Source organism: Streptosporangium sp. NPDC023615 (assembly GCF_040640155.1).
Lineage (GTDB): Bacteria > Actinomycetota > Actinomycetes > Streptosporangiales > Streptosporangiaceae > Streptosporangium.
Genome location: NZ_JBFABE010000038.1, coordinates 15,712 through 28,685, shown reverse-complemented (window position 1 = coordinate 28,685; position 12,974 = coordinate 15,712). Strand labels below are relative to the sequence as shown.

The 12,974-nt window shown below is 72.4% G+C and carries 10 protein-coding genes; 5 read left to right on the top strand and 5 right to left on the bottom strand.

Features of this window, described 5'->3' with window-relative positions:
- Positions 1-11: 11 nt before the first annotated feature.
- On the bottom strand, positions 12-1,217 hold the full coding sequence (locus AB0G16_RS24190) for a cytochrome P450 (RefSeq protein WP_362809024.1): 1,206 nt from the start codon (positions 1,215-1,217) through the stop codon (positions 12-14).
- Between the two features lie 240 nt (positions 1,218-1,457).
- Positions 1,458-3,875, bottom strand: a complete 2,418-nt coding sequence (locus AB0G16_RS24185) for a glycoside hydrolase family 95 protein (RefSeq protein WP_362809021.1) — start codon at positions 3,873-3,875, stop codon at positions 1,458-1,460.
- A 499-nt stretch (positions 3,876-4,374) separates the two neighbouring features.
- Between AB0G16_RS24185 and AB0G16_RS24180 the strand changes: the two genes are divergently transcribed.
- The 5 genes from AB0G16_RS24180 (at position 4,375) to AB0G16_RS24160 (ending at position 8,928) form a co-directional block, all read left to right on the top strand.
- Positions 4,375-5,220 (top strand): fumarylacetoacetate hydrolase family protein, encoded by an 846-nt coding sequence (locus AB0G16_RS24180; RefSeq protein WP_362809018.1) that lies wholly within the window; start codon positions 4,375-4,377, stop codon positions 5,218-5,220.
- On the top strand, positions 5,217-6,641 hold the full coding sequence (locus AB0G16_RS24175) for an L-fuconate dehydratase (protein WP_362809015.1): 1,425 nt from the start codon (positions 5,217-5,219) through the stop codon (positions 6,639-6,641). The genes AB0G16_RS24180 and AB0G16_RS24175 overlap by 4 nt, the downstream gene beginning before the upstream one ends.
- Positions 6,634-7,380: an SDR family oxidoreductase gene (locus AB0G16_RS24170; protein ID WP_362809012.1), complete on the top strand. Its 747-nt coding sequence runs from the start codon at positions 6,634-6,636 to the stop codon at positions 7,378-7,380. The genes AB0G16_RS24175 and AB0G16_RS24170 overlap by 8 nt, the downstream gene beginning before the upstream one ends.
- A gap of 119 nt (positions 7,381-7,499) precedes the next feature.
- A complete protein-coding gene (locus AB0G16_RS24165; RefSeq protein ID WP_362809009.1) occupies positions 7,500-8,435 on the top strand; it encodes an aldo/keto reductase in 936 nt (311 codons plus the stop codon).
- A 115-nt stretch (positions 8,436-8,550) separates the two neighbouring features.
- The gene (locus AB0G16_RS24160; protein WP_362809006.1) at positions 8,551-8,928 is read left to right on the top strand and encodes a glutaredoxin domain-containing protein; all 378 of its coding nucleotides are present in this window, start codon (positions 8,551-8,553) and stop codon (positions 8,926-8,928) included.
- Positions 8,929-8,971: 43 nt separating this feature from the next.
- On the opposite strand, the gene AB0G16_RS24155 is transcribed toward AB0G16_RS24160, so the two are convergent.
- From AB0G16_RS24155 to bcpA, 3 genes are all read right to left on the bottom strand, one after another.
- Positions 8,972-10,321, bottom strand: coding sequence for a choice-of-anchor A family protein (locus tag AB0G16_RS24155; protein WP_362809003.1), 1,350 nt, complete (start codon positions 10,319-10,321; stop codon positions 8,972-8,974).
- A gap of 328 nt (positions 10,322-10,649) precedes the next feature.
- Positions 10,650-12,038 (bottom strand): aldehyde dehydrogenase family protein, encoded by a 1,389-nt coding sequence (locus AB0G16_RS24150; protein ID WP_362809001.1) that lies wholly within the window; start codon positions 12,036-12,038, stop codon positions 10,650-10,652.
- Positions 12,028-12,921, bottom strand: coding sequence for a carboxyvinyl-carboxyphosphonate phosphorylmutase (gene bcpA, locus AB0G16_RS24145; protein WP_362808998.1), 894 nt, complete (start codon positions 12,919-12,921; stop codon positions 12,028-12,030). The genes AB0G16_RS24150 and bcpA overlap by 11 nt, the downstream gene beginning before the upstream one ends.
- Positions 12,922-12,974 lie beyond the last annotated feature (53 nt).

Genomic DNA, 12,974 nt, shown 5'->3' with positions numbered 1-12,974 from the left:
CGGGTCCACGCTCAGCTCAGGTTGACCGGCAGGTCCTTGATGCCGTTGATGAAGTTGGAGCGCAGGCGGCGGGCCGGGCCCGCCTGCTCCAGCTTCGGCAGCCGCTCGGCCAGCACCTCGAAGAGCACCCGCAGCTCCAGCTTGGCCAGGTGGTTGCCCAGGCAGAAGTGGGCCCCGCCGCCGCCGAAGCCGATCTGCGGGTTGGGGTCGCGGCCGATGTCGAAGGTGTCCGGGCCGGCGAACACGTCCTCGTCGCGGTTGGCGGAGCTGTAGAAGACCACGATCTTGTCGTCCTCCTTGACCTCCTGCCCGCCGATGACCGTGTCGGTGGTCGCCGTACGGCGGAAGAGGTTGACCGGGGAGACCCAGCGGACGATCTCGTCGGCGGCGGTGCCGGCGAGCGAGGGGTCGGCGACCAGCCGCCGCCACTGATCGGGGTTCTCGAAGAAGGCCAGCATGCCACCGGAGGCCGCGTTGCGGGTCGTCTCGTTGCCCGCCACCACGAGCAGCAGGACGAACAGGTCGAACTCCTCCTCGGTGAGCGTGTCGCCGGCGGCGTCGGGCATGATCAGCTTGGAGACGATGTCCTCGCGGGGCTGACGGCGGCGCTCGGCGGCCAGCTCGTTGGCGTAGGCGTAGACCTCCCCGGCCGCGTTCGGGCCCTCGGCGGGGTCGGCCGCGTAGTCCGGGTCCTCGGCCCCGATCATCTGGTTGGACCAGTTGAAGAGCTTGTCCCGGTCCTCGGGCGGGGCACCGAGGAGCTCGCAGATCACGTACAGCGGCAGCGGGGCCGAGATGTCGCGGACGAAGTCGACCGAGTCGCGCCCCTTGGCCTCGTCCACGAGCTGGTGGCAGATCTCGCGGATGTGTCCCTCCAGGGCGCCCATCATGCGCGGCGTGAAGCCCCGGTTGACCAGGGAGCGGCGCCGGGTGTGCTCCGGCGGGTCCTGGTTGAGCATCATCAGCCGCTGCAGGGCGCGCTGGTCCTCGGGGATCTCGTTGAAGAGCGCGAGCTTCCTGCTGGAGGAGAACAGGTCGGAGTGGCGGGAGACGTGCACCACGTCGGCGTGCTTGGTGACCGCCCAGAAGCCGGGCCAGCCCCGCTCGGGATCGCCGGGGTGCGCGTAGACCGGCGCGTTGGCCCGGAGCCAGGCGAGCTGCTCGTACGGGGCGCCGTTCCGCCAGTAGAAGTCCTGGTCGACCAGATTGATGTCCATCGGTCCTCCTGCGCGAGCCGGATCGGCGTTCTCGTGACGGAGCTCGGGCCGGGTGACCCGCGGGCGCGGATGACATGCCCTCCCGTGCGGGCGGCATACCTCCCGTGCGGGCGGCTCGTTCCTCGCGGGACGGTCGTCGCGGACGCGGCGGTCGCCGGGATCCCCTTGACCGCCGGGCACGCCGGACCACCAAGCGTTCGAGCTCACGCTTGGTACGATACCTTTCTGAAACGTGTTCTATTACGCGGCGGAGGGCCCGTCAACCCGGTGCGCCCCCGCGGTGAGGGTGTAGGACTCCCCGGCGCGGGCGTCGACGACGAGCACGTCCCCCGCCCGGGTCGCGCCGGGCGCCCGGCCCGCCGCGTCCCTGACCAGGTGAGGGCCGGTGACCATGGCCGAGCGGACCCTGATCGGGCCGGTGGCGCCCGCCCGCAGGACGATCCGCGTGGCCGCGCCGCCGCTCCAGGCGACGTCCACGGTCACGTCTCCCCGGGCGCGCAGCCCGGTGACCGAGCCGTCCGGCCAGGCGGCGGGCAGCGCGGGCAGCACGTGGACCGTGCCGTGCGCGCTCTGCAGCAGCATCTCGGCCATGCCGGCGACGGCGCCGAAGTTGCCGTCGATCTGGAACGGCGGATGGGTGTCCCAGAGGTTGTCCAGCGTGGAGCCCCTCAACTGCTCGGCGAGCATCCGGTGGGCGTGGTCGCCGTCCAGCAGGCGCGCCCAGAAATTGATCCTCCATGCCTTGCTCCAGCCGGTGCCGCCGTCGCCCCGCGCGGTGAGCGAGACCCTGGCCGCCTCCGCCTCCGGCGTGCCCGGCACCACCCGCGACCCCGGATGCAGGGCGTACAGGTGCGACAGGTGCCGGTGGGTGTCGGCGGGGTCGTCCCGGTCGTCCTTCCACTCCTGCAACTGCCCCCAGGACCCGATCCGGATCCCCGGGTCGAGCCCGGTCAGCGCGCCGGCCAGCTCCGCCCGGAAGGCCGGGTCGTCCCCGAGCTCCCGGGCCGCCTCCAGGGTGTTGGTCAGCACGTCGGAGACGATCTGCTGGGACATGGCGGCGCCCGCGGAGAAGTCGCCGTGCTCGGGGGAGTAGCTCGGCGAGACCACCAGCGTGCCGTCGCGCGGGTCGACGCGCAGGGTGTCCAGCCAGAACTCCGCCGCCCCCCGCATCACCGGGTACGCCGTCTCGCGCAGGTAGGACAGGTCGCCGCCGAACAGGTAGTGCTCGTAGAGCTGCCGCGTCAGCCAGGCCGCCGCCTCCGGGAACCAGAACGCGGTGGCCCAGTCGTGCACGCCGGTGAAGCCGAACGGGGTGGTCTCGTCGTGCACCACCCAGCCGCGCGCGCCGAACATCCGCCGCGCGCTCTCGCGTCCGGGCGCGACCAGCGACACGACATAGCGGTCGTACGGCTCGGCGGTCTCGGCCAGGCCGGTCTGCTCGGCGAGCCAGTAGTTCATCTGCAGGTTGACGTTGACGTGGTAGTCGGCCGACCAGGGAGGACTCGTCGAGTCGTTCCACACCCCCTGAAGGTTGGCCGGGAGCGCCCCCCGCCGGGAGGAGGCGATGAGCAGGTAGCGGCCGTAGGCGAAGAACAGCGCCTCCAGCGCCCGGTCGCCGGCCGAGGCGCCCCCGGTGTAGGCGGCGCGGAGCCTGTCGGTCGGAACGGCCGGAGCGGCCGGAGCGGCCGGAGCGGCCGAGGCCGCCGGTTCGGCCGGCGCCGGACGCCCGAGGGTCAGCACGGCCCGGTCGAACAGCTCCCGGTGGTCGGCCCGGTGGACGGCCCTGAGCCGCTCGTAGGGCGCGCTGGCCGCCTCGTCCACCGCCGCGGTGACCCGGGCGCGCGGGTCGTCGCCCCGGTAGGCGGGGTGGACGTCGGCGTAGTCGGTGCCCGCCGACAGCACGAACACCGCGCCGTCGGCGCCCTCGACGGTGACGTGCCCGGCGCCGTCGACGCGGGTCCCGCCGTCCGCGACGACCTGGACCTGCGCCTCGAACCTCATGCCGTTGTCGGCGAGCGCGCCCCGCAGGGTCAGGCGGCCGGCGGAGACCGTCACCCGGGCGCCGGGGTGCGGGCAGGTCAGGCGCAGGGTGAAGGAGACCCGGCCCGGACGGCCGGCGGAGATCCGGCCGACGACCACGTTGCCGGGGTGGGAGGCGAAGTACTCGCGCAGGTGGTTCACCCCGCCGGCGGTGTAGCCGACCCTGGCCACGGCCTCCCCGAGGTCCAGCTCCCGCCGGTAACCGCTCACCCCGTCCGCCCCGGGCAGGCCGAGGTCTCCCCCGGGCAGGCCGAGGTCTCCCCCGGGCAGGCCGAGCCAGAGATCGCCGAAGGGCTGGTAGGCGCCGTACCCCTGTCGCGGCTGCCCGAGCAGGGCGGCCACCGCCTCGGGGGACATCGTGCCCTCGGCGTCGATCCGCGACCTGACCTCGGCGAGCGCCCCGGGGCGGGGGCGGGCCCAGTTCCCGTGGTCGTAGCCCTCGGAGCCGGGGCCGCCGGTCCACAGGGACTTCTCGTTGAACTGGACCCGTTCGCGGCCGACGCCGCCGAACACCATGGCGCCCAGCGCGCCGTTGCCGATCGGCAGCGCCTGGGTCTCCCAGTCGGTCGCCGGGGCGTCGTACCAGAGGGTCGGGTCGTCGGGGGGCGGCGGCGTCACGGTCGTTCACAACTCCGGTGGTCGCGGGATCGGGGTCGGTGGTGGCGGGATCGGGGCTTACGGCCCGGGGGCGGGAGGGTGCGACGTCACCGGCTTCTCCCGCCCGGCCGTCACCGGGCTTCTCCCGCAGGTCGTCGCGGGATCTCTCCCGCCCGGGCGGCGATCCTCACGGCCCCGTGACGGGCATGTTTCCGGAGGTACGCCGAAATCACGACGTAGCAGGGCTCATCCTCCGATGTTTGACGGTGATCAATCCTTTCAGATCCCACCGCCGTCCCGGAAGGGGTCGGTGTCCCACGCGTTCCCCTCCGGGGAAGAACTCCGACGAATGACGGAAGGAACCGGAGGGTGATCTGAAACCGTCCAGCCCACCTGTGGATTCTTCCGGGTGACGGATCGGATGTACAGACCCGTGAAGGGTTGACACGAGCCCCGAACGTCATTCAGCATCACGAGACAAGACATCGGATGTATTGATGACGTTAACGAAGGGTGCGGTGTGAAGCTGCTGCGCGTGGGGCCCGCCGGTCAGGAGCGACCGGCCGTCCTGGACGAGGCCGGTGATCTCCGTGAGATCCCGGAGCCCGAGATCGACGGGGCGTTCCTCGCCTCCGGGGGCGTGACCCGCGTCCGCGCGGCGCTGGAGCGGGACGAGCTCCCCGTGCTGGAGGCCGAGGGGCTGCGGATCGGCGCCCCGATCGCCAGGCCGGGAAAGATCGTGTGCATCGGTCTCAACTACCGCGACCACGCGGCCGAGACGAACGCCGCGATCCCGGCCGAGCCGATCGTCTTCATGAAGGCCCCCAACACGGTGATCGGCCCCTACGACGAGGTGCTCATCCCCAGGGACAGCGTGAAGACCGACTGGGAGGTCGAGCTCGCCATCGTGATCGGCGAGACGGCGCGCTACGTCGAGACGCACGAGGAGGCGCTGTCCAAGATCGCGGGATACGCCGTCTCCAACGACGTCTCCGAGCGCGAGTTCCAGCTCGAGCGCGGCGGCCAGTGGGACAAGGGCAAGTCGTGCGAGACCTTCAACCCGCTCGGCCCCTGGCTGGTGACCGCCGACGAGATCGGTGACCCGCAGGCCCTCGGCCTGCGCCTGTGGGTGGACGGCGCACAGCACCAGGACGGCGGCACCCACGACATGATCTTCACCGTGGCGGAGATCGTCCGCTACCTGAGCCGGTTCATGGTCCTCGAACCCGGCGACCTGATCAACACCGGCACCCCGGCCGGCGTCGCGCTCGGCCTGCCCGGCAACCCCTACCTGCGGGCGGGCCAGGTCATGGAGCTGGAGATCGACGGCCTCGGCCGTCAGCGGCAGACCGTGGGCCGGGCATGAGCGAGCTGACCGCCCCCGCCTCCGTTCCCGCCGCCGTTTCCACCGCCGTTCCCGCTCCCACCGCCGCTCCCACCGCCGCTCCCACCGCCGCTCCCACCGCCGTTCCCGCCCCTGCTCCCGCGGGGAGCGGCGCGTACCGCGTCGTCTCGATGCGCACCCACGACGTCCGCTTCCCCACCTCGCTGGAGCTCGACGGCTCCGACGCGATGAACCCCGACCCCGACTACTCGGCCGCCTACGTCGTGCTGAGCACCGACGACGGCTTCGAGGGCCACGGCTTCGCGTTCACCATCGGGCGCGGCAACGAGGTGCAGACCGCCGCCATCCGGGCCCTGGAGCCGTACGTGCTCGGCAGGGACGCCGAGGACATGGGCACCCTCTGGAAGGACATGGTCCACGACTCCCAGCTCCGCTGGCTCGGCCCGGAGAAGGGCGTCATGCACATGGCGATCTCCGCCGTGGTCAACGCGCTCTGGGACCTCAAGGCCAAGCGGGCGGGAAAGCCGCTCTGGCTGCTGCTGGCCGAGATGTCGCCCGAGGAGCTCGTCGCCCTCGTCGACTTCCGCTACCTCACCGACGCCCTCACCCCGGACGAGGCGCTGGCCGTCCTGCGCGCCGCCGAACCCGGCAGGCGCGAGCGGATCGCCCACCTGCGCGAGCACGGCTACCCGGCCTACACAACCTCGCCCGGCTGGCTCGGCTACGACGACGACAAGCTGCGCCGCCTGTGCCGCGAGGCGATCGCGGACGGCTTCACCCAGATCAAGCTGAAGGTCGGCGCGGACCTGGAGGACGACCGGCGGCGGATGCGCATCGCCCGCGACATCTGCGGCGAGGACTTCGCCATCGCGATCGACGCCAACCAGCGCTGGGACGTCGGCACGGCCGTCGAATGGGTGAACGCCCTGGCCGAGTTCCGCCCGCACTGGGTGGAGGAGCCCACCAGCCCCGACGACGTGCTCGGCCACGCCGCCATCGCCCGGGGCATCGCGCCCGTCCCGGTCGCCACCGGCGAGCACGTGCAGAACCGCGTGGTCTTCAAGCAGCTCCTGCAGGCCGAGGCGATCTCGTACGTGCAGATCGACGCGGCCCGCGTCGCGGGCGTCAACGAGAACGTCGCGATCCTGCTGCTCGCCGCGAAGTTCGGCGTCCCGGTCTGCCCGCACGCGGGCGGGGTGGGCCTGTGCGAGCTGGTGCAGCACCTGTCGATGTTCGACTACGTCGCGGTGAGCGGCTCGACGGAGAACCGGGTGATCGAGTACGTCGACCACCTGCACGAGCACTTCGCCGACCCCGTGGTGATCGAGAACGGCGTCTACGTCGCGCCGAGCCTGCCCGGCTTCGGCGCCACCATGCACGCCTCGTCGATCGCCGACCACAGCTATCCCGACGGCCCGGTATGGAGGTCCCTCAGTGGGTGAGTTCGACGGCCTGCGCGCCCTGGTCACCGGCGCAGGCTCCGGCATCGGCCTGGCCACCGCCACCCTGCTGGCCGGACGGGGCGCGAGCGTGGCCTCGCTGGACGTCAACGCCTCCGGCGGCCCGTTCACCGAGGTCACGGCGGACGTCACCGACGACGGCGCGGTCCGCGCCGCCGTCGCCGAGGCCGCCGAACGCCTCGGCGGCCTGGACGTCCTGGTCAACAACGCCGGGATCGGCGCCGCCGGCACGGTGGAGGACAACCCGGACGAGGAGTGGCTGCGGGTCCTGGACGTCAACCTCCTGGGCATCGTCCGGGTCACCCGGGCGGCCCTGCCGCACCTGCGCCGCTCGGAGCACGCCGCGATCGTCAACACCTGCTCGATCGCGGCGACGGCCGGTCTTCCCCGGCGGGCGCTCTACAGCGCGTCCAAGGGGGCCATCCAGTCGCTGACCCTGGCGATGGCGGCCGACCACGTCCACGAGGGGATCCGCGTCAACTGCGTCAACCCCGGCACGGCCGACACCCCCTGGGTGCAGCGCCTGCTGGCGGCGGCGGACGACCCGGCCGCCGAACGGGCGGCCCTGGAGAACCGGCAGCCCATGGGGCGCCTGGTGAGCGCCGAGGAGGTCGCCGCGGCCGTCGCCTACCTGGCGAGCCCGCTCGCGGCCTCCACCACCGGGACCGTCCTGGCCGTCGACGGCGGCATGCAGGGCCTCCGGCTCCGGCCCAGGACATGACCCGCTCCCCTCCCGCGCAAGAACGCGGGAGGGCGCGGACCACGCCGGCCCGGGAACGTGAGACGGTACCGGGGATCGCCTCCGTACCGGAGGCACCCCTGTGCAGAACGGAGTGGCCGGTGCAGGTCAGCAGGTACGGCTTCGGCGCGGCCCCGATCGGGAACCTGTTCTCCCCCGTCGGCGAGGACGAGGCGCGGGCCGCGGTGGACGCGGCCTACGAGGCGGGGATCCGCCTGTTCGACACCGCGCCCCACTACGGGCTCGGCCTGTCGGAACGGCGGCTCGGCGCCGCCCTCGCCGGCCGTCCCCGCGACTCCTACACCCTGTCGACCAAGGTCGGCCGCCTGATCGTCCCCGCGGACGGCGACGGCCCCTTCGGCCGGGACGACCAGGGCTTCGACGTCCCGGCCTCCTCGCGCCGGGTCTGGGACTTCTCCCGCGACGGGGTGCGGCGGTCGCTGGAGGAGAGCCTGGAGCGCCTCGGGCTGGAGTCGGCCGACCTCGTCCTGATCCACGACCCGGACGACCACTGGGAGCAGGCCGTCCGCGAGGCCTACCCCGCGCTGGCGGAGCTGCGCGACGCGGGCGTCGTCAAGGCGATCGGGGCCGGGATGAACCAGACCGCGATGCTCGCCCGTTTCGTCCGCGAGACCGACGTCGACCTGGTCATGCTCGCCGGGCGTTACACCCTCCTCGACCGGTCCGGGCAGGAGGAACTGCTGCCGCTCTGCCAGGAGCGCGGCGTGTCGGTGCTGGCCGCCGGGGTGTTCAACAGCGGCGTGCTCGCCACCCACGACCCGTCGGGCACCTACGACTACGCCCCCGCCCCCGGCCCACTGCTGGAGCGCGCCCGCCGCATCGCCTCGGTCTGCGAACGTCACGGCGTCACGCTGCCGCAGGCCGCCCTGGCCTTCCCGCTGCGCCATCCGGCGGTCGTCTCCGTCGTGGTCGGCGCCCGCTCCGCCGGCGAGGTCGCCCGCAACGCCGCCCTGACCGCCCGCCCGGTGCCCGAGGACCTGTGGTCCGACCTCGCCGCCGAGGGCCTGATCTCCTGACCGCCTCCCGGCGGGGACCCGGCCGGCCGTCGTCCCCGCCCCCGGGCCGGTGCCGCCCCGACGTGCGGGAAGGCCGGACGTGGGCGAGAGGGGAGGGGTTTGCGATACTCCTCCCATGCCCTCCACGGTCTCGACCATTCTGCTCGCCGTCGCGTGCCTGCTGCTGATCGTCATGAACCTGCCCCGACGCGACCGGGTGACGTCGCACCGGGAGGCGGACCGCGAGGGCGTGGTCCTGTACTGGCGACCCGGTTGCCCGTACTGCATGAAGCTGCGCACCCGCCTGCGTTTCACGCGCCTGCGCTACAGCGAGGTCGACATCTGGAAGGATCCCGACGCCGCGGAGTTCGTCCGCTCGGTCGCGGACGGGAACGAGACCGTGCCGACCGTGACCGTGGCCGGGAAGGCGATGGTGAACCCGTCCGTGGGCCAGGTGCTCGCCGCGGCCAGGGCGGGCCTGCCGCCCACGGCGTTCGGCACCGGCCGGTCGTAGCGCGGCGAGGAGTCGCGGGGGCAGGGGGCGTGACCCGTCCCGATCACGGGCGCCGGCGCATCACCGTCTTCTCCTCCTGCCAGGCCGCGGGGCATCCTCGCCTGGCGTGGCACCGGCGCGCGCCCGGGCACCGGCTTCTTCCCTCCTCGCACCTGGAGGCGCACCTCACCACCGACGAGTTCGACTGATGCGTGGACGTGCGCACCGTTGAACTCGGGCAGACCACTGGTGCGGGGGTCGGGGTGACGGTGACGGTGACGGTGACGACCGGGGTCGGGGTGGGCGTGACGGTGGGTGTGGGCGTGGGTGTGACGGTCGGTGTCGGCGTGATGGTCGGCGTGGGCGTCGGGGGCAGGGCCGCGCAGTCGAGTTGCGTGCTGAACGGGAAGTCGTGGACCTCCCCGCCGTTGGCGGTGGCCGTCCCCGCGGTCAGCTCGCGGACGATGATGTTGCCCTCGATGTTGGAGGAGTTCTCGTCGATCAGCGCGGCGTCCGGGGCGAAGATCGTCCCTTCGACGGTGGCCCCCGCCCCCGCGGGGAGCCTGATGGTGGTGGCGTCCGGGAAGTCGAACAGGATGTACCGGCTCTCCTCTCCGGAGGCGCCGGCGAAGTTCGGGGGGGTCCAGGTGAAGTCACCGCCGACGGCGGTCGTGTCCACGACGACCAGGAGCGGGGCGGTGGCCGTGGGCAGGTCGTCGAAGATCAGATTGGCGATGTTGCTCAGGTTCGCGGCGTCGATCTGCAGGACGTTGGTGATGCCGTCGGTCAGGTTGATGCGCACGTTGGAGCCCGGCGGGACGACGTTGCCGGGCAGCGGCACGCCGTTTCCGTCCCGCAGGATCACGTTGTTGGCGCACAGGGCGAGGTCGGCGGCCCGCTGGCGGTAGGTCGCGAAGAGCGCGGCGAAGTCGATCACCGAGACCGGGCCGACGGAGGCGACGGGCTGGCGCACGGTCAGCTCGACCCGTGCCGGCGCGTCGTAGTCGCCCGTGGCGTTGATCCGGGTGTTGACCAGCGCGCCGTTGCCGTCGACGTTCTGGACGAACGAGCCGGTGAGGTCGCCGATCTTGACGTAGGCGTTGGAGAGCACCGAGAGCCGTCCGGTGGGACTGCTCTGGGCGAAGTCGACCCGGCCGCCCACCACCAGCGCGGTGGGCCGGGCGTCGCCGGCGACGACGAAGGTGCCCGGGTTCTGGCCGGCGACCCGGTAGTCGCCGGTCAGGATGAGGTCCCCGCCCACCGCCAGGGTGCCCTCGTTCTCGTTGCTGTTCAGGCGGGTGTCGCCTTCCACGACGACGGTGAAGCCGTTGTTGCCGCTGACCGGGTTCAGCGGAGCGTGCACCGCGAGGGAGTCGATGACGAGGGTCCCCAGGCCGAGGGCGAGAATGCTCAAACCAGCGGAAAAATACACGCTACGCATACATCTCCCCGTGACGATCCATTCTGTGAGCGAGTTTAGGCAGGTCAGATGGGGTGGTCGACTTCCCAAGGGCAAATGTCCGCCATGCCTGTGGCTCGAATCGGGAGGGCGGGGGAGGGGCCCGTCAAGCCGCGGACGGGCACGTGCCCGCGCTCCCGCCGGAGCCGGGCGAGAAGCGGGCACGCGCCGGCGCTCCCCGTCGCGCGCGCGGCGGCCCCTCCCGGGCGGTGACGGCCGCCCGGGGGGTCCCGGGTGGTCCCGTGCCGGACCGCGGCACGGGACCACCCGCCCGTGGACCCCGTCACGGATAGGGGAAGGTGAGGGTCTTCGTCACGCTCATCTCCCTGATCGCGTAGCGGATGCCCTCGCGCCCCATCCCGCTGGCCTTCACGCCGCCGAACGGGATGTGCGGTGAGTCGAACTGGGGGCCGGCGTTGAGGTTGACCGCGCCGACCCGCAGTTCCGCCGCGATCCGCGAGAACGCCGCCGTGTCGGAGGTGACCACCCCGGCCTGCAGGCCGTACGGCGTACCGTTGGCCACCGAGATCGCCTCGTCCACGCTGTCCACGCGGATCACCGGGGCGACCGGACCGAACGTCTCCTCGGCCACCAGTTCGGCGTCGGGGGGCACGTGGTCCAGCACGGCGGGGGTCAGCAGGGCGCCGCGCCGTTCCCCGCCGCACAGCAGCTTCGCCCCGGCGGCGACCGCGTCCATGATCCGCCGCTCCACCCCGGCGGCCGACTCCTCGCTGACGAGAGGGCCCAGGTCGGTCGCCGGGTCGAGCGGGTCGCCCGCCCGTTTCCGCCGGGCGGCCTCGGCCAGCCCGGCCGCCACGGGCTCGGCGGTCTCTCCCACCGCGATCACCCGTTTGACCCCTCGGCAGGACTGCCCCGCCGTGGCGAAGGCCCCCTCCGCCGCGAGTCGGACCGCGAGTCCCAGGTCGGCGCCGGGCAGCACGATCAGGGGGTCGTTCCCGCCCAGCTCCAGGAGGAGTTTCCGCCCCGCGCCCGCCAGCGCCACCGCCCGGCCGGTGGACACCGAGCCGGTGAAGGTGACCATGTCGATCTCGGGATGTCCCGCCAGCGCCGGGCCGATCGTGCCGGGCATGCCCGTGGTGACCACCAGGTGCTCGGGCGGGAGCCCGGCCTCGATCAGCAGGCCGGCGAAGGCCAGGGCGGTCAGCGGCGTCTTCTCCGAGGGTTTGACGACGATCGCGCAGCCCGCGGCCACGGCAGGCGCGATCTTGACGACGACCTGGTTGAGCGGCCGGTTGAACGGTGTGAGCGCCGCCACGATGCCCACGGGTTCGAGGACGGTGACCGCCAGCCGGTCGTGCCCGGGGACGGGAATGCCCTCCCCGCGCAGCCGCTCCGCCTCCTCGGCCGCGACGGTGAGGTTGGCGGCGGCCCTCTCGGTCTCCTTGCGGGTCTCCGCGACGCACACGCCGGACTCCCGCGAGATCAGCACGGACAGCTCGGCGGCGCGTTCCCTGAGCAGCGCGGCGCTCCGCCGCAGGACCGCCGCCCGCTGGTGCGGCCGCGAAGGCCGCCAGGCGGCGCGGACGTCGCGTACGGCCTCGGCCACCTCGCCGGGGGTGTCGGCCGGTACGGAACCGACGATCTCCCCGTTCCAGGGGCTGCGGACCGTCAGCCGGTCGCCGCCGGTCCGCAGCGCGCCGTCACGAAACATCGTCCTCGTCCTTGATCACGAAGCGGGCCTCCAGCTCGGAGATACGGGAGTAGTCGAACACCTCGAAGAGCTCGTCGAAGGTGATCCGCAGGTCGTTCCGCTCCCAGAACCGCTGCGTGGTGCCCTCGTCGCGGAGCGCGGCGAACACCTTGCGCAGGATCGTGGTGGCGGCGTACCACCCGGAGAGCGGGTAGATGGCCAGGTTGTAGCCGAGCTCCTCCAGCTCCTTGGTGGTGAGCCAGGGGGTCTTGCCGCCCTCGACCATGTTGGCCAGCAGGGGCGCGTCGATCTCGTCGCGTACGCGCTTCATCTCGTCGACGCTGAGCATGGCCTCGAGGAAGATGCAGTCGGCCCCGGCCGCCACGTACTCCTTGGAGCGGTTGATGGCCTCGTCCAGGCCGAGCTTCTCGCGGGCGTCGGTCCGCGCGATGATCACCCAGTCGGGGTCGGTGCGCGCCTCCACCGCGGCCTCGATCTTGCCGACCATCTCCCGGGTGGAGATCAGCCGCTTGCCCTCCAGGTGCCCGCACCGCTTGGGCACGACCTGGTCCTCAAGATGCCCGCCGACGATGCCCGCCCGCTCGAACTCCCGGATGCTTCGCCAGGTGTTCATCGCGTTGCCGTACCCGGCGTCGAGGTCCATGATCACCGGAAGGTCCACGGCCATGGAGATGTTCTTGGCGTTCCACGCCATCTCGGTGATGGTGGCGAACCCCAGGTCGGGCAGGCCGAGCATGGAGGCCGACGTACCCGAGCCGGTCATGTGGACGGCGGAAAAGCCGGCCTGCTCGATCACCTTCGCGCTCAGCGCGTCGTACGCGCTGGGTACCACCAGAATCTCGGGGGCGAGCATCAGGTCCTTGAACTGCTTGGCACGTGACATGCGCTTCTCCTTGTCGGGAACTCGGTCGGGGAAGGTGGAAGGGGGCCCGGCCC

Excerpts from the sequence above, each read along its gene's own strand:
- bcpA (WP_362808998.1), bottom strand. The coding sequence starts at position 12,921 with ATGTCACGTGCCAAGCAGTTCAAGGACCTGATGCTCGCCCCCGAGATT.
- AB0G16_RS24150 (WP_362809001.1), bottom strand. The coding sequence starts at position 12,038 with ATGTTTCGTGACGGCGCGCTGCGGACCGGCGGCGACCGGCTGACGGTC.
- AB0G16_RS24175 (WP_362809015.1), top strand. The coding sequence starts at position 5,217 with ATGAGCGAGCTGACCGCCCCCGCCTCCGTTCCCGCCGCCGTTTCCACC.
- AB0G16_RS24160 (WP_362809006.1), top strand. The coding sequence starts at position 8,551 with ATGCCCTCCACGGTCTCGACCATTCTGCTCGCCGTCGCGTGCCTGCTG.
- AB0G16_RS24190 (WP_362809024.1), bottom strand. The coding sequence starts at position 1,217 with ATGGACATCAATCTGGTCGACCAGGACTTCTACTGGCGGAACGGCGCC.